This is a genomic window from Streptomyces sp. NPDC111606, from assembly GCF_055656945.1.
The window spans coordinates 229,258-248,958 of the sequence record NZ_JBVKBY010000009.1 but is presented as its reverse complement, the minus strand read 5'-3'; the positions used below and the strand labels follow the sequence as shown (position 1 = coordinate 248,958).

Genomic DNA, 19,701 nt, shown 5'->3' with positions numbered 1-19,701 from the left:
TTGCCGTGTGGCAGCCGGATCCCCTGTACGAGGGCCTTACTTGGTGAGGTACTTCTCCAGGTCCGTGAGGACCTCGTCGGCCGCGGTGACGCCCAGACCCAGGTACCAGGTCTCGTCGGGGACGTCGTACGCGTGCCCGGCCTTGACCGCCTTCAGGTTCTTCCACAGCGGGTTGTCCTGCGCGCGGGACTTGTCGGTGGCCTTCGCGTCGCCGTACACGCCGGTGAAGATGTAGTCCGCGTCGGCCTGGTCGATGTTCTCGGCGCTGACCTCGGCGGCCAGGTCCTCGATGTCCTGGTTCTTCGGGCGCGGGATGCCGGCGTCCTTGAGGATGGTGCCGATGAACGAGGCGTTGGCGTACAGCCGGATCACACCGTCGGGCAGGTAACGCACCATCGACACGATCGGCTTGTCGGCGCCCAGCTCGGCGTCGAGCGCGTCGACCTTCTTGTCGTAGGCGGCGAGCTTCGCCTTGGCGTCGGCGGTCTTGTCCAGGGCCGCGGCGTTCAGAAGGTAGTTCTCCTTCCATGTGAAGCCGGGGCGGATGGAGAAGACGGTGGGCGCGATCTTCGACAGCTCGTCGTACTTGTCCGCGGCGCGCAGCTGGCTGCCGAGGATCAGGTCCGGCTTGAGGCCGGCGATCGCCTCCAGGTTGAGGTTGTTGATCGTGCCGACGTTCTTGGGGGTGCCGGCGTCCTTCTTCAGGTAGGAAGGCAGTTCGGGGGAGCCCTCGGTGGGGGCGAGGCCGACCGGCTTGATGCCGAGCGAGACGACGTTGTCGAGCTCGCCGACGTCCAGGACCACCACACGTTTGGGCGGGGAGTCGATGACCGTCTCGCCCATGGCGTGCTCGATGGTGCGCGGCCACTGGCCCGGCTTGGCGTCGGTGCCCATCGCGGCGGTCTTCTCTGCGGCGGACGCGAAGTCCTTGCCGCCCTTGGCCACGTCCTTCTTGTTGCCGGACCCGGCCGCGGAACCCGCGCTGTCCGAGCCGTCGTTGGAGCCGCCACAGGCCGCGAGGGACAGTGCGGCGGCGACGGCAAGAGCGACGGCGGCTGTGCCGCGGCGCCGGTGAAGCATGACAGGGCTCCCTCATGGTGCACAGGTGGCCATCGATTAGGCCAGGCTCACCTTATCCGCACGGTCCGTGTGCCGTACACGAGGGCTGTGTGGTCCCTGTCACGGTCCTGTGCTGTGCACGTGGGGCATCCTTGGCGCCCTGACCTGCCAGGACGCCAAGGATTGCGAGCGCGTGGCGGTCAGGCCGGCGAGCAGGCGGAGTCGTTCAGCGTGAAGGCGGCCGGGCTCGGGTTGGCGCTGCCCTTCGTGGCCGTGAAGCCGAGGGTGACCGAACCGGCCGGGGCGATCGACGCCGTGTACGACACGGATGTGACGCTCACGTCGGTGCCGCTCTGGGTCGCGGTGCCGCCCCACAGATTGCTGACGTGTTGGCTGTCCGGGAAGGTCCAGCGCAGCGTCCAGCCGTTGACGGCCGAGCTGCCGGTGTTGCGGATGACGATCTCGGCCTGGAAGCCGCCGGGCCACTCGTTCGCCACCCGGTAGGCGACAGCGCATGTCGCCGACGAGCCGGCGGACGACGTCGTGACCGCCACCGTGCCCGAGCGCTGCGAGCGGTTGCCCGCCGCGTCGCGCGCGTAGACGGCGAAGGCGTAGGCGGTCGCCGGGGCGAGGCCGGTGACCGTGGCGGAGGTGCCGGTCGTCGCGGTGGCGGCGGTCTCGGTCCCGCCGCCGATGCGGACGACGTCGTAGCCCGTCACGCCGTTCGCGTCGGTGGAGGCGGTCCAGTTCAGGGCGACGGACGAGGACGTCACGGGGGAGGCGGTCGGCGTCCCGGGGACGGTCGGGGGAGTGGTGTCGCCCCCCGAAGAGGAGTAGACGGTGGCTTCCTCGGCCGTGGCGGCGATGCCGTTCGCGCCGTTGAAGAGGCGTTGCCCCCACGAAGTCAGCTGGTTCGGGTCGAAGCCTCTGACCATGTCCAGGTACTCGACCCCGCCGCCGTTGCCGCTCCAGGACCAGCCCAGATAGCCGAGGCCGAGCTGCTGGGTGACCGCGAGGATGGTGTCCTCGTCGGGGTTGCCGTCCGAGTGGTCATGGCCGAACTCGCCCACCACGATGGGGAGTTCGGCCGTGACGAAGCGGTTCAGATAGTCGCTGATCTCGGCGGCCGTGTCGAAGACGCCGTACATGTGGATGGAGAAGACCGTGTTGGCGTCCGGGTCGGCGGCGAAGACCGAGGCGGCGTTGTCGCGCATCGTGAACGCCCAGTCCTGGCCCCAATTGGGTGCGTCGACCATGAGGGTGTGCCGGAAACCGGCGGTGCGCAGTTTCTGGATGGCCGCCTTGGTGTCGGCCGTCCACGCCGTGTAATTCGTGTTGCCGTACGGCTCGTTGCCGATGTTGACGACGACGTAGTCCTCCTGGCCGAGTAACGCGCCCTGCACGCCGATCCAGTAGTCGGCGGCCCGGGAGAGCGTGACGGCGCCGCTCTGTTCGCCGTAGCCCGTGGTGTCGTGGACCTCCAGGACGCAGATGAGCCGGTTCTGCTTGCACTGGGCGACGACGTTCGCCACGTCTGCGGTGTCGTTGCGGGTCCAGCGGTCGCCGCTGGAGAGGACCACCCGCACCGTGTTCGCGCCCTTGGCCTTGATGTGGGCGAGGGAGCTGATGCGGTCCGGATACCAGGTGTGGGCATGGTTGACGCCCCGCATGACGAAGTCGTTCCCGTTCGCCTCCAGCAGCCGGCCGTTCGCGACCCGGAAGCCCGGCGGCGCGGCATGAGCCGGCGTGACGACGGCAAGCAGCGGGAGAAGAAGTCCCAGCAGGGCTGCGGCCACGGCGACCGGCCGTGGGACGGCGGGGAGGCGGAATCTCATGGCGGCTCCAAGAGAGGGGAGTTGGGGGTGGGGGAGTGTCAGGTGTGGCCCTCGCCGCCGTGCCGTCGGCGGCGGTGCTGAGGGTGCCGTGCGAAGTGGGAGCGCTCCCATGAACCATCAAGCCACTGTTGTCATTGACGCGTCAAGGGGCGGGAAGTACGGCTGCGATGCTGTCATGGAGAGCACCGACCGAGGAGGCGCCCATGCCCGAGCCGTCCGTCCTTGCCGCGCTGGTGTCCGGGTTGCGGGGTGGATCGATCGAAGTCGTCGACCTCACCTCGCCCCTGTCGTCGACGACACCGGTGATCCAACTACCGCCCCAGTTCGGGCAGACCGCCGTCTTCGAGCTGGAGGAGATCAGCCGGTACGACGACCGGGGCCCCGCCTGGTACTGGAACAACTTCCGCAGCGGCGAGCACACCGGCACCCACTTCGACGCCCCCAACCACTGGGTCACCGGCAAGGACCTTGCCGACGTGGCCTCGGTTCCGGCCGGCAAGCTGATCGCACCGGCGGTGGTCCTGGACTTCACCGCCGAGGTGGCCAAGAACCCCGACTTCCTGGTCGAGGTCGACCACGTGAAGGCCTGGGAAGCCGAGAACGGCCCGTTGCCCGACGGCGGTTGGCTGCTGCTGCGCACCGGCTGGGATGCCCGGTCGCACTCCCAGGAAGCGTTCCTCAACGCCGACGAGAACGGCCCGCACACCCCCGGTCTGTCGGTGGAGTGCGCCCGTTGGGTGGCCGAGGAGTCGCCGGTGATCGGCCTCGGAGTAGAGACGGTGGGCACGGATGCCGGGGGCGCGCACTCGTTCGAGCCCGCCTTTCCGTGCCACTCCTACCTCATGGGCAGCGGCAAGTACGGTCTGACGCAGTTGCAGAACCTCGCCGCGCTGCCTCCGACCGGTGCCCTCGTCATCGCAGGACCGCTGCCCATCGTCGCCGGCTCCGGGGCTCCGGCACGGGTGCTGGCCCTGGTGGAGCGCGCATGAACGTCGCGGAAGCGGTCGGCCGGGCGCTGTGCGCGGCCGGGGTCGGCCAGGTCTTCGGGGTGGTCGGATCGGGCAACTTCCATGTGACGAACGCGATGGTCGCGGCAGGTGCGCGGTTCGTCGCCGCACGCCACGAGGGCGGCGCGGCGACGATGGCCGACGCGTACGCCCGGACCAGCGGCACGGTCGCCGTGGTGAGTGTCCATCAGGGGCCCGGCCTGACCAACGCGATGACGGGAATCGCGGAGGCGGCGAAGAGCCGTACGCCGCTCGTCGTCCTGGCCGCCGAGGTGACCGAGCCCCGGTCCAACTTCTATGTCGACCAAGAGGCGTTGGCCCGCGCGGTGGGCGCGATCACGGTTCGGGTCACGTCGGCGGAGGAAGCGGTCGAGCAGGCGTGCGCGGCGGTACGGCTGGCGGTGGGGGAGCGGCGTACCGTCCTGCTCAACCTTCCGCTGCCGGTGCAGGCGCTGGAGGTGCCCGACGGTGCCCTCGCTCAGGCGGCACCCCCGCCGCAGCGGGCCGCGGTCGAACCGGAGGCCGACGAGGTGGCCGCCTTGTCCCGGCTGCTCGGGCAGGCCCGGCGGCCCGTCTTCGTGGCCGGCCGGGGGGCACGCGGGCCGGGCTGTAGCGAGGCCCTGGAGGCGGTCGCCGAACGGCACGGCGCGCTCCTGGCGACCTCGGCCGTCACGCACGGGCTCTTTCACGGAAACCCCTGGTCCCTGGGCATCTCCGGCGGCTTCGCCGCACCCTTGGTCGCCGAACTGCTCCAGCGCGCGGACCTGATCGTCGGCTGGGGCTGCGCCCTCAACATGTGGACGATGCGGCACGGCAACCTCATCGGCGCCGACGCCACCGTCGTACAGGTCGATGACGAATCCACGGCGCTCGGGGTGCACCGGCCGGTGCATCTCGGTGTCACCGGAGACGTCGGGCTCACCGCGCGTCAGGTGTTCGCGGTGGGCGACGGGCAGCGGCAGGGGTATCGGACCACAGAAGTCCGTGCGGCCATCGCCGCGGCCGGGCGGCTGCGTGACGTGCCGTACGAGGACAGGAGCACGCGGGAGCGGATCGATCCGAGGACGTTGAGCATCGCGCTCGACGGCATCCTGCCAGCGGAGCGGGTCGTCGGCGTGGACTCCGGCAACTTCATGGGCTACCCGAGCGCGTACTGGTCGGTGCCGGACGAGAAGGGCTTCTGCTTCACGCAGGCCTTCCAGTCGATCGGCCTGGGGCTGGCGACCGCGATCGGGGCGGCGCTGGCACAGCCGGACCGGCTGCCCGTGGCGGCGCTCGGGGACGGGGGCGCGCTGATGAGTGCCGCGGACCTGGACACCGTGCGCCGGCTCGGGCTGCCGATGGTGGTCGTCGTGTACGACGACGAGGCCTACGGTGCCGAGGTGCACCACTTCGGTCCGCACGGGCATCCGCTGGACACGGTGCGCTTCCCGCCGACGGACATCGCCGCCGTGGGGCGGGGCTACGGCTTCGAGGCGGTGACCGTTCGGACCAGGGCCGACCTGAAGGCAGTCGTGGACTGGGTCGCCGGGCCGCGGACCGCGCCGTTGCTCGTCGATGCCAAGGTCGTCGCCGATCGAGGGTCGTGGTGGCTGGAGGAGGCCTTCCGCGGCCACTGAGGGCTCCGCGAACGCCGACCCGCCCGCCGCGGCTCAGCGCAGGGCGACAGGCGGGTCGACGTGGGCGGGATCAGACCGCCGGGGCCGGGTAGGTCGGGTACTCCACCCCGGAGACGTGCTGGACGACGCGGATGACCTGGCAGGAGTAGCCGAACTCGTTGTCGTACCAGAGGTAGAGGATGGCGTTGTCGCCCTCCACCTTCAGCGCGCCGGCGTCGATGATCGAGGCGTGCCGCGAGCCGATGAAGTCGCTGGAGACCGCGTCGGGGGCCGTGATGAAGTCGATCTGGCGGCGGAGCGGAGAGGTCAGCGACACGTCACGCAGGTGGTCGAGGACCTCCTCGCGCGTCGTCTCCCGCTTGAGCTGGAGGTTCAGGATCGCGATCGACACGTCCGGCACCGGGACACGGATCGAGCTGCCGGTGATCCGCGCCTTGAGGTCGGGCAGCGCCTTGGCGACGGCGGAGGCGGCGCCGGTCTCGGTGATGACCATGTTCAGCGGCGCGGAGCGGCCACGGCGCTCGGACTTGTGGTAGTTGTCCAGCAGGTTCTGGTCGTTGGTGAACGAGTGGACGGTCTCCACGTGACCGCGCAGCACGCCGTACTCGTCCTCCATCGCCTTCAGCGGCGGGACTATGGCGTTGGTGGTGCAGGAGGCGCAGGACAGGATCTGCTCGTCCGGCTTGAGGGTGTCGTGGTTGACGCCGTGCACGATGTTGGGGACATCGCCCTTGCCCGGCGCGGTCAGGACGACCTTGTCGATGCCGGGGCGCAGGTGCTCGGACAGGCCCTCGCGGTCGCGCCACTTGCCCGTGTTGTCGATGAGGATGGCGTTCTTGATGCCGTACGCCGTGTAGTCGACCTCGGACGGGTCGTTCGCGTAGATCACCTTGATCGCGTTGCCGTTGGCGAAGATCGTGCTGCTCGCCTCGTCCACGGTGATCGTGCCCTGGAACTGGCCGTGGATGGAGTCCCGGCGCAGCAGGGAGGCGCGCTTGACGATGTCCTGCTCGCCGCCACCGCGCACGACGATGGCACGCAGGCGCAGGCCGTTGCCCGAGCCGGACTTCTCGATCAGCAGGCGGGCGACGAGCCGGCCGATGCGGCCGAAGCCGTACAGGACGACGTCGCGGCCCTCACGGCGCTCGATCTTGTTGGCTCCGGTGGCACCGGCGACGGCCTCGGCGGTGAACGCCTCGACGGTCAGACCGCGGTCGTCGGCCTTGTACGTCGCGGCCAGCATGCCGATGTCGATCTGCGACGGGCCGAGGTCGAGCGCGGTGAGGGCCTGCACGAACGGCAGCGTCTCGGTGACCGAGAGCTCCTCACCGGCGATCTGCCGGGCGAACCGGTGGGTCTTCAGGATGCTGACCACCGACTTGTTCACCAGGGAGCGGCTGTGGAGGAGGACGGTGACGTCCCGCTCCCGGTGCAGCTTCCCGATGAGCGGGATCATCGACTCCGCGATCTCCTCGCGGGTCTTCCAGTTGGTGAACGAGTCGTCGTTGACAGTCACGGGCCTATCTTTCGAGCTAGGTGGCGCTCATATGCTAACCGCAGGGTGCGACGATCGTTCAAAGGGGGGTCGGTGAGGTGGGAGAGTGACCCGGTTTTGCGGGTTTTTCGCCTGTATGCGGAGAAGGAGTGAAGGGTGGAGTTGGAGCTACGGCATCTGCGCGTGCTGTGCGCCATCGCGGACGCGGGGAGCGTAGGCCGGGCCGCGGCGGAGCTGGGCTACTCGCAGCCCGCGATGAGCACCCAACTCCGGCGCATCGAGCGGTACTTCGGTGAGTCCGTGTTCGAGCGCGGGCCGACCGGTGTGCGGTTGACCGCGTACGGCTTCGAGGTGGTCGCGCAGGCCCGCGACGTCCTCACCCGTGCCGACGCGATCGGACGCCGTCCGGCCTCCGGTGCCGCGGCGGCGGGCCGGACCCTGCGGGTGGCCGCCACCAACTCGCCGATGCTGGCCGGCATGGTGTCGGGCGTGCGCACCCGGCTGCCGGACGTCACGCTCGCGGTGAGCAGCGTGTACGCCTCCTCGCGGATCGTCGAGCTGCTGGAGGAAGGCGTGGTGGACGCGGCCATCGCCGCGGACTATCCGGGCAGGGAGCTGGAGCACTCGGACGCGGTGGCCCACCGCGGCATCGTCACCGAGCCGACCTTCGTGGCCCTGCCGTCCCGGCACCCCCTCGCCCAGCGCACGCAGGTCGCCCTCGCCGATCTCGCCGAGGAGGCGTGGTTCCTGACGCCGGACGACGGGGCGGGCTGGCCCGGTGTCTTCTACTCGGCCTGCGCGGCGGCCGGCTTCACGCCCGCCGTCACCCATGAATTCCTCGGCGACCAGCAGCAGTTGCAGGGGATGATCGCCGACGGCCTGGGGGTGGCCGTCGTGCAGCCGACGATGCGGCCGGAGCCGAACGTGGTCGTCAAGCCGCTGGCCGGTACGCCGTTGTGGTGCCGGTATGTGCTGGCCTGGCGGCGGGCGACCGTCGCCGATGACACGGTCGAGGCACTGTTCCAGTCCGCAATCGCCACTCATCGTCAACTCGTGGGCCAGTCACCCCACTTGAAGGCATGGGCCGCGCGGACCTGGAGCGCCGCCGAGGGGTAGGCGGCGCCGTATGGCCGGGCAGTGGTGTTATGTCTGCTCGGTGCCATGTGCTATGTCACACGGCATTGTTGAGCGGAGGCGGCGTTGAGACAGTGCCTCACACGCCTCAGCACCCCACACCGAGGCGCATCCATCCGTGGAGGACCCCCAGATGCGCTACCGCTTCGTGCTGCCCAGACGCATGGCCCCGGCGCTCGCCGCCTGTGTCACCGTCTGCGGCTTACTGACGACGCCGGCTCTCGCGACCACCGCTCCCCAGGCCGACGCCGTCCCGCTCGCTACCCGGTCGGTGAAGCCGACGCCACCCCCGCCCCCGACCGCATCGACCACCGACCCCACCACCCACCCCGTCGCGCGCGACCGGCAGCGCACCCCCGCCCACCTGCCGCCCCTGACACCGACGCCCGAGCCCGACAGCCCCGGCGCGCAGGTCGCTCCGAAGGCGGCCCCGTGCAGTCCCGCCGACTTCGGAAGCAGAACGGGATCCGCGCTGGTGGCCTTCGTCAAGGCCTCGACCACGGACTGCGTCAACAGCCTCTTCTCGGTCACCGGCACGGACGCCCGCGCCGTCTTCCGTGAGTCCCAGATGGTCACCGTCGCCGAGGCGTTCACGCGCACGGCGCAGAGCTATCGCGGCGACAACTCCACCCGCATCTGGCAGCTCGTGCTCTTCCTGCGCGCCGGCTACTACGTGCAGTTCAACAACCCCACCGACGTCGGCCCCTACGGCGCACGCCTGGCCCGGAACACCGTCCGCGGTCTGGACACCTTCTTCGCCCGCACACCGTCGAGGGACGTCACGGCGGCCAACGGCGACGTGCTGAGCGAGGTCCTCATCCTCACCGACAGCGCCGACCAGCAGCCCCGCTATCTGCAGGTCTACCGGCGCGTGCTGATCGGATACGACAGCTCCTACGACGCCATCCCCAGCATGCTCGCCGCCGTCAACGCGGTCTACACCCCGCTGTGGCGCGGCAATTGGAACGCGGACTACGTCAACGCCGTGGCCGCCGACCCGTCCATCGTCCGGACCCTCCACAGGTTCGCGCTCGACCACCTCGACCTGCTGCCCACCGACCGGGCGTATCTGGCGTCCAACGCAGGGATGAACCTGGCCCGGTACGTCGAACACCCGTCGCTGCGAGCCATGGTGCGGCCGCTGACCAGGCAGCTGCTGAGCGCGTCACGGATCACCGGCCCGACGGCCGGGCTGTGGGTCGCGGTGGCGACGCAGGCCGAGTACTACGACGGGGCCAACTGCTCCTACTACGCCGTCTGCGACCTGACCGGCCAACTGACCAGGGCCGCCCTGCCGATCACCCACCCCTGCGACGCGACCCACACCATCCGGGCGCAGGCGCTCACCCCGGCCGACCTCGACGCGGCGTGCGACAGTGTGCTCGGCCAGGACGCGTACGTGCACGACCTGGTCAAGGACGACGGCCCCATCCCCGGTCAGTACCTGTCGACCATCGACCTCGTCGTCTTCGCCGGCCCCGCCGACTACCGCACCTACGCAGGAGCGATCTTCGGAATCAGCACGGACAACGGCGGCATGACCCTGATCGGAGACCCGGAGGACCCGGCCAACCGGCCGTTCGCGGTCATGTACCAGAAGGAGCAGGACACCGGTCACGCCGCCCGCATCTGGAACCTCAACCACGAGTACACGCACTACCTCGACGCCCGCCACAACATGAAGGGTGACTTCGCCCAGCAGATCTCGGTGCCGGACGTCTGGTGGATCGAGGGCGTGGCCGAGTACGTCTCGTACGGCTACCGCGGCATCGACTACGACCGGGCGATCGCCGAGGCGGGCAAGCACACGTACCGGCTGAGCACGCTGTTCCAGAACACGTACACCAACAGCGACGTGACCCGCACCTACCAGTGGGGCTACCTCGCCGTCCGCTACATGTTCGAGCGCCACCCGGACGATGTCCACCGCATGCTCGCCCGCTTCCGCGTCGGTGACTACGCGGGCGGATACGCCGTCTACGCCACCGACATCGGCACCCGCTACGACGCCGACTTCGACCAGTGGCTGACGGAGTGCGCGGCGGGGGCCTGTGCGGCCGGCGCGGCCGTCGGCCGAGGCCGGTCCGCGATATCAGCACGCGGCCTCTGAGCCCCGGCCCGTGGCCCGCGCGGGGTGATCCGCGCGGGCCACGGGACCGCCGACATCAGCAGGTGGGACGCTGGGCGTGGGCCGGGTCGAGGGCGTTGAGGACGAGGCGGGTGGCCAGGGCGTTGTAGCTGATGCCGACGTGTTCGGTGAGGTCGGCGGGGCACAGGTCCTGGAGCTTGACGTTGGTGACGTTCGGGGCGGCGTCGAGATAGGCCGAGGTGTAGGGGGTGACGACCTCGTCGTACCGGGTGGTGATCACCGTGTAGGTGATGCCCGGGTCGGTCTCGCCGCCCGCGTTGAGGTCCCGGAGGAAGTCCGAGCCGATGAGCTGCTGGCTGCACGCCTTGCAGTTCACTCCGAGGAGTGCGTCGCCGCCGGGTACCGCCAGGGCGAGCAGGCCCAGGCCCGAGAACGTGGTGCCGTGGTTGGACGGGGTGAGGGCGACGAGCTTGTCGACCTCGGCCGCGCCGCCGAGGTTCTTGATGTAGTGGCGCGGCATCATGCCGCCCTGCGAGTGCCCGACCAGGTCCACCTTCGCGGCGCCGGTGGCGGCCAGCACCCGGTCGACGAAGTCCGCCAACTGCCGGGCCGAGACAGCCATGTCGCCGGTGCCGAGCAGGGCGCCGGAAGTGCCGCCATGGTTGAGGGCGAAGACGCAGTACCCGGCCTCCTTGAGCCGCGGAGACAGCGCCGCCCAGTTGTCGTAGCGGTTCTCCATGGTGCCGTGCACGAGGACGACGGGTCGCGGATGCGCGGCTCCGGGGCGGCAGGCGAAGTCGTTGGCGCCGAAGGGCACGGCCGTCGGGTGGGCGAGGGAATAGCTGAACGCCGACGCGAAGTCGTCCTGGGGCGGGCCGACCGGATCGGTCGCGGCCACCGGCACGGCGTCGCTCGTGTCGGGCGCCGCCTGGGACCGGTCGACACCGGTCACGCCGATACAGACGGCCGCGGTGAGCCCGGCCAGGGACGCGGTCAGAAGGCGTCGGCGTCGGGTGCGCCGGAGTCTGCGGGTACGCATGAGGAGGTCTCCTCCGCTTGGTCGTGGGGAGCGGCAGCGCATCCGTGAGGCCTGGTCACAAGGGGTTTGGTCAGGAGCGTGTGAAGCCTTGTCACAAGGGCGAGACATGGAAGCTACTGGCGCGTAACGTCGGATCCACACTCGCGTCGCCCGCGGGGAGTCGACCAGGAGAGCCGCGGACGGGAGGAGAAAGATGTCATGGGCGTGACACCTTTCCCGGGCTGCCCCTCACCGGGAGCAGTCCCCGTGCCCGCCGCCGGCCACCCACGACAAGTCCGCCGCCCGGGACGGAGCCACCTCGATGACGTCACAGGCCGAGACGTTCTCGCGTCAGCCCTGGCACGAACTGCCCCAGGTGCTGGCCGCGCTGATCCGTTCCCGGACCGAGAGCATCGTCACCGACATGACCCGCGCGATCCGTGACGAGGTGCCCGCCTATCGCCGCTCGCTCGACTCCGCCGTCGGCCGCGACCTCACCGAGTCGATCCGGCGGGCCGTACGGCAGTTCGCGGAGCTGATCGAGCGCCCCGACAGCCCGCAGGACCATCACATCCTGCACTTCCGGCACCTGGGCCGTGTCGAGTTCCTCAACGGCCGCACGACGGACGGGCTCCAGGCCGCCTTCCGCGTCGGTGCGCGCGTGGGAAGCCGGCGGTACGCCGAGATCGTGCAGGAGGCATCGCTGCCGCCCGAGACCGTCCTGACGCTGCACGAAGCCGTGCTGGTCCACATCAACGCCCTGTCCAACGAGTCGGTGAAGGGGTTCCTCGCGGCCCAGTCGCGCTCGGAGGGCGAGGTGAAGCGCGCCCGCCGGACCCTGGTGGAGCGGCTGCTCGAGCCGCCGAGAGGCCAGGAGCGCGCACCGCTGGGACCGCTGGCCGAGCGTGCCCGCTGGGCGTTGCCGGGTGCCGTCGCCTGTGTGGTGGTGCGGTCGGCGGGGCGCTTCTCCGTGCCCGGCGCCGACGGTGAACTGCTCTCCGTGAACCGGGGGAGCGACATCGTCCTGATCGTGCCCGAACCGGAGTCGGGCGGGCTGATCGAACGGGTGCGGGCCGCCGCGCGGGGGCGTGTCACCGTCGTGGGCCCGGCGGTTCCCGTGCACGAGGCGTGGCTGTCCCTGCAGTGCGCCCGCCTCGCCCTCGACCGCCGTGCGGAGCAGCCGACGGTGCCGGGCGGTGAACCGGCCGACGGTGTCTTCCTGCACGTCGACGACGAGTTGGCGGAGCTGCACCTGCTCCGCAGCGCCCCCATCGGTCAGTTGCTCGGCCGGCGGGTGCTGGGCGTCTTCACCGACCTGCCCCAGGGAAGAGCCACGCGGTTGGCCGAGACCCTGGACGCGCTGCTGATGTCCTGGGGTCGTACGGCTCCGGAGGTGGCCCAGGCGCTGGGCATCCATCCGCAGACGGCCCGCAAACGGCTGCGCCAGCTGGAGGAGCTGTTCGGCGACCGGCTCGCGGACCCGCGCTTCCGGTTCGAGGCCCTGCTGGCGCTGCGCACCCATGCGCTGCGGGCCAACGCCGTTTGAACTTCGCGCAGTTACCAGTCCCGCGCGCTGCCCAGCAGGTGGTCGCGGACCAGCGCGACATGAGCACTGCCGGACGAGCCCGGGCGCTGGACGAGGAAGCCGGTGTTGATCGGCGGATCGTCCGGGTCGTGCAGCAGGACCAGCGCGCCCGACGCCAGCTCGGCGGCGCACAGGTAACGGGGGAGCACGCTGAACCCGGCACCGCCCGTCACCGCGGCCCTGACCCCGTTCAGGTCGGGCATCGTGACCGCCGGGTGACACACCAGACGCTTGCCGAACACATGACGCCAGTAGCGCCGCACGATCGGTACGTCCTCGGCGTAGGCGACGAGCGGCACGCCGTGCAGCGCGGCGGGCCCGGCTGTCGCGATCCGCGTCGGTCCCCCGATGCGCTCCGCCCAGGAGGGAGCCGTGACCAGCACGAACTCCTCGTCCATCAGCGGCACCGAGGCCAGGGCGCGACCGCGCGGCCGGTACGTCGACAGAACCAGGTCGTGGCGACCGGCTCGCAGCTCCTCCAGGAGCGGCTCGGTCAGGCCCGGGGTGACGCGCAGCCGTACGCCCTTGTCGACCAGCGGCGCGAGCGCCGGCATGACGCGGTGGGTCAGCAGCTCGGCCGGACCGGCGAGATGCACCGGCTCCGCCGGCTGGACGTCGGCCGAGCCGCCCGGCCCGGTGACGGTGGCGAGGGCGTCCAGCGGCTCGACGATCCGGGAGGCGAGCTCGTCCGCGTGGGGAGCGGGGGCGACGCCGCGTGCGAGACGCTGGAACAGCTCCCTGTCCAGCTGCCGCTCCAGCGTACGGATCTGTGTGGTGACCGTCGGCTGCGACAGGCCCAGCACACGGGCGGCGGCGGTGAAGGAGCCGGTGCGGTACACGGCCAGGAACGTGCGCAACAGGTTGAGGTCCACCGGCGCCGCACCGCTGAGCTGGGCGCTGTCCTCCATCTCATCGGAATTCCTATGTCTCATATGTGTGAGCCTATTGGATTCCAATGGCGCCGGGTGCGTACCGTCGGGACATCGACTCACCGTCTCTCGAAAGAGCCCCCATGTCGAAGATCCTTTTCGTGCTGACCGGCGCCGACCACTGGACGCTGGCCGACGGCACCAAGCACCCCACCGGCTTCTGGGCCGAGGAGGCCGTCGCCCCGTACGAGGCGTTCACTGCCGCTGGCCACGAGGTCGTCGTGGCCACGCCCGGTGGGGTCGTCCCGCCGGTCGACAAGGGCAGCCTCGCGCCCGAGTTCAACGACGGTCAGGAGAACGCCGACCGGGTCGCCGCCGTACTCGCCGCGATGGCGGAGCTGCGGCAGCCGGTCCGGCTGGAGGACGTCAACCTCGACGACTACGCCGCCGTGTTCTACCCCGGCGGCCACGGCCCGATGGAGGACCTGTCCGTCAACGCCGAGTCCGGCAGGCTGCTGACCCTCGCGCTGGAGAGCGGCAAGCCGCTGGGTGTCGTCTGCCACGCCCCGGCCGCACTGCTCGCCGCCACCAGGGCCGACGGCACCAACACCTTCGCCGGATACCGGGTGGCCGCGTTCACCAATGCCGAGGAGACCCAGGCCGGCTTCGCCGGCAAGGCCAAGTGGCTGCTGCAGGACCGGCTCACCGCGGCCGGCGTGCAGGTGCAGGTGGGCGAGCCGTGGGCTCCGCATGTGGTCGTCGACCGCAACCTCGTCACCGGCCAGAACCCGTCCTCCGCCGCCCCGCTCGCCGTCGAACTGCTCAAGAAGCTGGGCTGAATCAGCTCGCCGCCCCGCCCGCGCACCCAGGCGCTGCGGCGGGCCCGAGGGGCGGCAATGGCCGAGGACGCCTCGTGCGCGACACGCATACGAGACGTCCTCGTCGGCTACGGCTGTCTACTGCAGGAACGAGCCCTCGGCGCCCTCGGCGTCACCGAAGCCCGCCCCCTGGTCCTGGGCCTGGCTGCCTTCACTGCCGAAGGCGGCGCCGCCCTGGTCGTTGAACGTGGGCTCCTGCCAGCCCTGGTTCTCCTGGCTGCCGACGCCGAAGCTGCTCTGGTCGTCGACATCGGCGTGGGCGGCGGCAGCGCCGCCGAGGACGACCAGGGTTCCGAGGGCCGTGGCAGCAAGTGCGGTGCGAATACGCATTCGTACTCCTGTTGCAGTGGGTGCTGTTGTCACATGAACATCACCCTCGGAACGTACGGGGTACACCAAGAGCCACTCGGATGAGTGACTGTCGCATGGCAACCAGCGCGACGGACACCGGCAGACGGTGTTCCGCGGCGGGAAAAGCGGTGCGACGATGCCGGAATGATCACATCCCCGGACCCACTCGACGGCCGGCCCGCGAGGCGAGCACTCCAGCTGGAGACCAACGGCCTCGACGTGATCGCCGACGCCGAGCGCAAAGGCACGCCACGCACCCTGTTCTGGCCCTGGTTCGGGGCCAACGTGTCCATTCTGGGCCTGAGTTACGGCGCCTTCGCGCTCGGCTTCGGAATCTCCTTCTGGCAGGCGCTGGTCGCCGGAGTCGTCGGCATCGTCTTCTCGTTCCTGCTGTGCGGGTTCGTCGCCGTGGCCGGGAAACGCGGATCCGCGCCGACGATGGTCCTCGGTCGCGCCGCGTACGGGGTGCGCGGCAACCGTCTGCCGTCGGTGATCTCCTGGGTCCTGACCGTCGGCTGGGAGACCGTGCTCTGCGCCCTCGCCACCATGGCCACCGCCACCGTCTTCGGACGGCTCGGCTGGGGCGGTGGCACCGAGACCAAGGTGGTCGCCCTCGTCCTGGTCGCCGCGTTGACCGTGGTCGTGGGGGTCATGGGCTTCGACCTGATCATGCGGCTGCAGACCGTGATCACCGCGGTCACCGGCGTGCTCACCGTCGTCTACGTCGTCCTCGTCGCCGACGACATCCACTGGTCCGTCGTCAGCGCCCTACCCACGGGCTCCGCCCAGCAGTTCATCGGCGCACTCGTCTTCATGATGACCGGCTTCGGCCTCGGCTGGGTCAACGCGGCCGCCGACTACTCCCGCTATCTGCCACGCAGCGCGTCGAGCCGGGGCGTGATCGGCTGGACCGCCTTCGGCGGCTCGCTGGCGCCGCTGCTCCTGCTGGTCTTCGGTCTCCTCCTGGCCGGCTCGTCCAGCGCGCTCGGCGAGGCCGTCGCCGCGGACCCGATCGGCGCGCTGACGACGATCCTGCCGACCTGGTTCCTGGTCCCGTTCGCGGTCGTCGCGGTCCTCGGCCTGGTCGGCGGCGCGGTCCTCGACATCTACTCGTCCGGCCTGGCCCTGCTGTCGGCGGGCCTGCGCGTGCCGCGCTACATGGCCGCGCTCGTCGACGGCGTCCTGATGATCGTGGGCTCGATCTACATCGTGTTCGTCGCCGACGACTTCCTCGGCCCGTTCATGGGCTTCCTCACCACGCTCGGCGTCCCCATCGCCGCCTGGTGCGGCATCATGCTCGCCGACCTGGCCCTGCGCCGCCGCGACTACGACGAACCCGACCTCTACCGCCCGAGCGGCCGCTACGGCGACGTACCGCTCACCCCGCTCCTCCTGACCCTCACCGCCACCGCCCTCGGATGGGGCCTGGTCACCAACTCGACGGCGAAGTGGCTGGACTGGCAGGGCTATCTGCTGACCCCACTGGGCCTCGGCGGCCGAAGCGGCTCCTGGGCCTACGCCAACCTCGGCGTCCTCGCGGCCCTCGCCCTCGGCTTCCTCGGCACCCTGCTGCTGCGTCGCGGACGCGTCCGTGCCCAGGAGGCGCAGGCACCGAGCCCCACGGCGGACGAGGGGGCGAAGACCGCATGACCACGGGGCTGCTCACCGTGATCGACATGCAGCGCGTCTTCGCCGACCCCGACAGCCCCTGGGCCACCCCGCGATTCGCCGAAGCGGCAGCGGGCGTACGGCGGCTTCTGCCGGCCTTCGGGGACCGGGTCACGTTCACCCGATTCGTGGCACCCGAGAGTCCGACGGGTGGCTGGCGGGCGTACTACGAACAGTGGCCCTTCGCCCTGCAACCACCTGATGCTCAACTCTGGCAGCTCACACACGAGTTCGCGCCTCGGGCACGGCACGTCCTCGACGCCGCCACCTTCGGCAAATGGACCCCTGAACTCGCGCGACGCGCCACCTCGGAGGGCCGCCTCGTCCTGGTCGGCGTCAGCACCGACTGCTGCGTCCTGTCGACCGCCCTGGCCGCCGCCGACGCGGGCGTCGAGGTGCTGGTCGTCGCCGACGCCTGCGCGGGCGCGGACGACGACTCGCACGCCAAGGCGTTGCACGTTCTGGACCTGTACCGGCCGTTGATCCGGGTGACGACCGTCGCCGTGCTGCAGGAGACGGCCTGAGTCACCGGCGACGCCCCGCCACCCCGGGTGGTCACGGCTCCGAGGTCTCCGATTCCAGTGCGGCACGGGTCGCCTTGCCGTAGACGCCGGACTCGTCGCTGAGGATGACACGTGTGAGCTGGTAGGTGCGGACCGAGCCTTCCACCCCGCGGTCGTAGTCGCCGTCGGTGTCCCCGGAGTAGAGGCCGAGCTGGCGCAGGCGCTGCTGGAGTTCGGTGACTTCCGGCCCCTGGTCGCCGAGGCGGAGGACCGGAGGCCGACCTTCCGGAGCGGTGGGTTCGGGGGCGGCGGTGCCGACTCCGGCGCCGACGCCGGAGGGGGGCGCGGTCGGGGTGGTGGAGGAGTCGGTCGGGGTTGCCGGGCTGCCGGCCGGGGGCGTACCGGGCGAGGACGTCGGGCTCGAAGCCGGCGATGCGGTGGCCGTGGCGGCGGACTGGCCCTCGGGGGATGTGCCGTCCTCGGTGGAGCTGTCCGGGACGGGCGGCCGTACGTCGTCGGATGCGGCTCCCGCCCGGGAGGGGCTGTCGTAGAGGTGGAGCCCGCCCAGGACGGCACCGGTCACCAGGGCGACCATGGTGGCGCCCGCTCCGGCGATGAGAAGGGGGCGCCGCTTGCGTGGGGGGCCTTGCGGGGCTTCCGCGTCGGGGGCGGGGGTCTCCACGGGTGCTGGGTCCGGGGCGGCGGGAGCGGGGACAGGGGACGTGGGGCCGTCGTGCGCGTCCCCGGCGTCCCCTTGTGTCGCCGAGTCCCTTGATATCTCCAAGTCCCCTGAATGTGGCGGCACTTCACCCGCCGACGCCCGGTCCGCCGTCCCGGCACAGTCACCGAGCTCCACGAACGGCCGGATCCGCAGCGGAGCGAAGTCCTCCGCTGCCGCCGCCTCAGCCGTGCGCGCGTCGCGGTGGGCGTCGGAGGCGAGGCGGGTGCAGGAGCAGGCCGGAGTTCCGTCCGATGCCCGGGGTGTGTCGCACTCCGGGCAGACGGGGCCGTTCGGTTCGCTCACGTGGAGTGCCTCTCCGTGCAGGATCCTGAGTCCAGGCATATGTCCTGCACATAATCTCCATCACCCCGGACGTGGGTGGAACCGGGGCCTCCGGACCGACCAGATCAAGCCGCGCGGGGACCTCTGTCGCTACCGCGACCGGCGCGGCGACGCCCCCGCGGTGGGCCGGTCGAGGTGTGCGGTGAACCAGTCACGGGCCAGTTCGGCGACGGTGGTGAGGGTGCCGTGTTCCTCGAAGAGGTGGGTGGCGCCCGGGACGACGGCGATCCGGTGCTCGCAGTGCATTCGGTCGGCGGCCAGGCGGTTGAGGCTGAGCACCTGGGTGTCGCGGCTGCCGACGATGAGCAGGGTCGGCGCCCGCAGGCGGGTCAGCGCCGCCGGGGTCGCCAGGTCGGGGCGGCCGCCGCGGGAGACGACGGAGCGGATGCCGGAGCCGGACAGCGCGGCGGCCTCCAGCGCCGCGGCGGCCCCTGTACTGGCCCCGAAGTAGGCGACGGGCAGGCCGGTTTCACTGCGCAGCCACAGGGATGCGGCGTGCAGGCGGCGGGCGAGCAGGAAGATGTCGAAGACGTTGTGCCGGTCGTGGGCCTCGTCGTCGCTGAGCAGGTCGAGCAGCAGCGTGGCCAGGCCGGCGCGGTTGAGGGCCGAGGCGACGTAGCGGTTGCGCGGGCTGTCCCGGCCGCTGCCGCTGCCGTGCGCGAACGCCACGGCCGCCGGGGCCTCGTCCGGCACGACCAGGTGGGCGCCCAGCCGGGCCCCCGCGGCCGGGATCAGCACCTCCCGGTTCAGCTGTGACGAGGGTGCCCCCTCGGGGGACCGCCCGGCGGGGGAGCGGGGCGTGGAGCGGGCGGCCTCGGCGAGCAGGTAGGTGACCTCGGCGTCCGAGGTCTGGGCGAAGTTCCGGTACCAGGCGCCCACCGAGCCGAGGGCCCGCAGCGGCTGCGGACACACCACCTCGTCGGCGACCCGCCGCAGTCGGGCGACGCTGTGAGTGGGCCCGACGGGCACGGCGAGCACGACCCGGGCAGCGCCCTGGCCCCGTACGACCCGACAGGCCGCCTCGGCCGTGGCGCCGGTGGCGAGCCCGTCGTCCACCACGACGGCGACCCGCCCCGCGACCGGCAGCGCGGCCCGGCCCTGCCGGTACTCGCTCACCCGCCGGTCCAGCTCGGCCCGCTCCGCTCGCTCCACGGCGTTCTGCTCGGCAAGGTCCAGCCCGGCCTCGCTGATCACGTCCTGGTTGAGGACGCGGACACCGTGCTCGCCGATCGCGCCGAACCCCCACTCCGGCTGCCGGGGCACACCCAGCTTGCGCACCACCAGCACATCCAGCGGGGCGCCGAGGTGCCGGGCCACTTCGGCCGCCACGGGCATCCCGCCGCGCGGCAGCCCCAGCACCAGCACGTCCTGGCCGCGCCACTCCTCCAGCGTCTCGGCCAGCAGCTGCCCGGCCGCCCTGCGATCGTCGTACCGCATACGCCGCCTCCCGCGCCCACAAGGGCGGGAGCCTGTCCTTACCTCTTCAGGCTACGACTGTTCGCCCGCCGCGGACGCCGGTCTGCCGCGC

The 19,701-nt window shown here is 71.1% G+C and carries 16 protein-coding genes; 8 read left to right on the top strand and 8 right to left on the bottom strand.

Going from position 1 to position 19,701, the window contains the following annotated elements:
* Positions 1–36: 36 nt before the first annotated feature.
* A complete protein-coding gene (locus ACZ7M7_RS30255; RefSeq protein ID WP_472122161.1) occupies positions 37–1,080 on the bottom strand; it encodes an ABC transporter substrate-binding protein in 1,044 nt (347 codons plus the stop codon).
* Positions 1,081–1,259: 179 nt separating this feature from the next.
* Positions 1,260–2,894: a cellulase family glycosylhydrolase gene (locus ACZ7M7_RS30250; RefSeq protein WP_472122158.1), complete on the bottom strand. Its 1,635-nt coding sequence runs from the start codon at positions 2,892–2,894 to the stop codon at positions 1,260–1,262.
* Positions 2,895–3,097: 203 nt separating this feature from the next.
* On the opposite strand from ACZ7M7_RS30250, the gene ACZ7M7_RS30245 reads away from it, so the two are divergent.
* Both ACZ7M7_RS30245 and ACZ7M7_RS30240 read left to right on the top strand, forming a co-directional pair.
* The gene (locus ACZ7M7_RS30245) at positions 3,098–3,883 is read left to right on the top strand and encodes a cyclase family protein (protein ID WP_472122155.1); all 786 of its coding nucleotides are present in this window, start codon (positions 3,098–3,100) and stop codon (positions 3,881–3,883) included.
* A complete protein-coding gene (locus ACZ7M7_RS30240; RefSeq protein ID WP_472122152.1) occupies positions 3,880–5,520 on the top strand; it encodes a thiamine pyrophosphate-binding protein in 1,641 nt (546 codons plus the stop codon). The genes ACZ7M7_RS30245 and ACZ7M7_RS30240 overlap by 4 nt, the downstream gene beginning before the upstream one ends.
* 70 nt (positions 5,521–5,590) lie before the next feature.
* On the opposite strand, the gene ACZ7M7_RS30235 is transcribed toward ACZ7M7_RS30240, so the two are convergent.
* A complete protein-coding gene (locus tag ACZ7M7_RS30235; RefSeq protein WP_369269224.1) occupies positions 5,591–7,036 on the bottom strand; it encodes a glyceraldehyde-3-phosphate dehydrogenase in 1,446 nt (481 codons plus the stop codon).
* A 135-nt stretch (positions 7,037–7,171) separates the two neighbouring features.
* On the opposite strand from ACZ7M7_RS30235, the gene ACZ7M7_RS30230 reads away from it, so the two are divergent.
* Positions 7,172–8,131 carry a LysR family transcriptional regulator gene (locus ACZ7M7_RS30230; protein ID WP_383597953.1) on the top strand — a complete coding sequence of 320 codons (960 nt, stop codon included), beginning with the start codon at positions 7,172–7,174 and terminating at the stop codon, positions 8,129–8,131.
* Between the two features lie 136 nt (positions 8,132–8,267).
* Positions 8,268–10,259, top strand: a complete 1,992-nt coding sequence (locus tag ACZ7M7_RS30225; RefSeq protein WP_472122149.1) for a collagenase — start codon at positions 8,268–8,270, stop codon at positions 10,257–10,259.
* A gap of 55 nt (positions 10,260–10,314) precedes the next feature.
* Here ACZ7M7_RS30225 and ACZ7M7_RS30220 read toward each other — a convergent pair whose 3' ends face one another.
* A complete protein-coding gene (locus tag ACZ7M7_RS30220) occupies positions 10,315–11,277 on the bottom strand; it encodes an esterase/lipase family protein (RefSeq protein WP_472122146.1) in 963 nt (320 codons plus the stop codon).
* Positions 11,278–11,578: 301 nt separating this feature from the next.
* Here ACZ7M7_RS30220 and ACZ7M7_RS30215 point away from each other — a divergent pair, with 301 nt between their 5' ends.
* On the top strand, positions 11,579–12,802 hold the full coding sequence (locus ACZ7M7_RS30215; RefSeq protein ID WP_472122144.1) for a PucR-like N-terminal domain-containing protein: 1,224 nt from the start codon (positions 11,579–11,581) through the stop codon (positions 12,800–12,802).
* 11 nt (positions 12,803–12,813) lie between these two features.
* Here the strand turns inward: ACZ7M7_RS30215 and ACZ7M7_RS30210 are convergent, their stop codons facing one another.
* Positions 12,814–13,773, bottom strand: coding sequence for a LysR family transcriptional regulator (locus tag ACZ7M7_RS30210; protein ID WP_472122141.1), 960 nt, complete (start codon positions 13,771–13,773; stop codon positions 12,814–12,816).
* Positions 13,774–13,853: 80 nt separating this feature from the next.
* On the opposite strand from ACZ7M7_RS30210, the gene ACZ7M7_RS30205 reads away from it, so the two are divergent.
* Positions 13,854–14,549 (top strand): type 1 glutamine amidotransferase domain-containing protein, encoded by a 696-nt coding sequence (locus tag ACZ7M7_RS30205; RefSeq protein ID WP_472122138.1) that lies wholly within the window; start codon positions 13,854–13,856, stop codon positions 14,547–14,549.
* Positions 14,550–14,666: 117 nt separating this feature from the next.
* Here the strand turns inward: ACZ7M7_RS30205 and ACZ7M7_RS30200 are convergent, their stop codons facing one another.
* Positions 14,667–14,918: a hypothetical protein gene (locus tag ACZ7M7_RS30200; RefSeq protein ID WP_451166530.1), complete on the bottom strand. Its 252-nt coding sequence runs from the start codon at positions 14,916–14,918 to the stop codon at positions 14,667–14,669.
* Positions 14,919–15,083: 165 nt separating this feature from the next.
* Between ACZ7M7_RS30200 and ACZ7M7_RS30195 the strand changes: the two genes are divergently transcribed.
* Together ACZ7M7_RS30195 and ACZ7M7_RS30190 are read left to right on the top strand one after the other, a co-directional pair.
* Positions 15,084–16,589 (top strand): purine-cytosine permease family protein, encoded by a 1,506-nt coding sequence (locus ACZ7M7_RS30195; RefSeq protein WP_472122135.1) that lies wholly within the window; start codon positions 15,084–15,086, stop codon positions 16,587–16,589.
* Positions 16,586–17,131, top strand: a complete 546-nt coding sequence (locus ACZ7M7_RS30190) for a cysteine hydrolase family protein (protein WP_472122132.1) — start codon at positions 16,586–16,588, stop codon at positions 17,129–17,131. The genes ACZ7M7_RS30195 and ACZ7M7_RS30190 overlap by 4 nt, the downstream gene beginning before the upstream one ends.
* Before the next feature lie 31 nt (positions 17,132–17,162).
* Here ACZ7M7_RS30190 and ACZ7M7_RS30185 read toward each other — a convergent pair whose 3' ends face one another.
* Together ACZ7M7_RS30185 and ACZ7M7_RS30180 are read right to left on the bottom strand one after the other, a co-directional pair.
* Positions 17,163–18,134: a peptidoglycan-binding domain-containing protein gene (locus ACZ7M7_RS30185; RefSeq protein ID WP_472122129.1), complete on the bottom strand. Its 972-nt coding sequence runs from the start codon at positions 18,132–18,134 to the stop codon at positions 17,163–17,165.
* 129 nt (positions 18,135–18,263) lie between these two features.
* Positions 18,264–19,610, bottom strand: coding sequence for a phosphoribosyltransferase family protein (locus ACZ7M7_RS30180; protein WP_472122126.1), 1,347 nt, complete (start codon positions 19,608–19,610; stop codon positions 18,264–18,266).
* Positions 19,611–19,701 lie beyond the last annotated feature (91 nt).

Coding starts and splice junctions, on each gene's coding strand:
- ACZ7M7_RS30255 (WP_472122161.1), bottom strand. CDS start 1,080: ATGCTTCACCGGCGCCGCGGCACAGCCGCCGTCGCTCTTGCCGTCGCC.
- ACZ7M7_RS30250 (WP_472122158.1), bottom strand. CDS start 2,894: ATGAGATTCCGCCTCCCCGCCGTCCCACGGCCGGTCGCCGTGGCCGCA.
- ACZ7M7_RS30245 (WP_472122155.1), top strand. CDS start 3,098: ATGCCCGAGCCGTCCGTCCTTGCCGCGCTGGTGTCCGGGTTGCGGGGT.
- ACZ7M7_RS30240 (WP_472122152.1), top strand. CDS start 3,880: ATGAACGTCGCGGAAGCGGTCGGCCGGGCGCTGTGCGCGGCCGGGGTC.
- ACZ7M7_RS30220 (WP_472122146.1), bottom strand. CDS start 11,277: ATGCGTACCCGCAGACTCCGGCGCACCCGACGCCGACGCCTTCTGACC.
- ACZ7M7_RS30215 (WP_472122144.1), top strand. CDS start 11,579: ATGACGTCACAGGCCGAGACGTTCTCGCGTCAGCCCTGGCACGAACTG.
- ACZ7M7_RS30210 (WP_472122141.1), bottom strand. CDS start 13,773: ATGAGACATAGGAATTCCGATGAGATGGAGGACAGCGCCCAGCTCAGC.
- ACZ7M7_RS30205 (WP_472122138.1), top strand. CDS start 13,854: ATGTCGAAGATCCTTTTCGTGCTGACCGGCGCCGACCACTGGACGCTG.
- ACZ7M7_RS30200 (WP_451166530.1), bottom strand. CDS start 14,918: ATGCGTATTCGCACCGCACTTGCTGCCACGGCCCTCGGAACCCTGGTC.
- ACZ7M7_RS30195 (WP_472122135.1), top strand. CDS start 15,084: ATGATCACATCCCCGGACCCACTCGACGGCCGGCCCGCGAGGCGAGCA.
- ACZ7M7_RS30190 (WP_472122132.1), top strand. CDS start 16,586: ATGACCACGGGGCTGCTCACCGTGATCGACATGCAGCGCGTCTTCGCC.
- ACZ7M7_RS30180 (WP_472122126.1), bottom strand. CDS start 19,610: ATGCGGTACGACGATCGCAGGGCGGCCGGGCAGCTGCTGGCCGAGACG.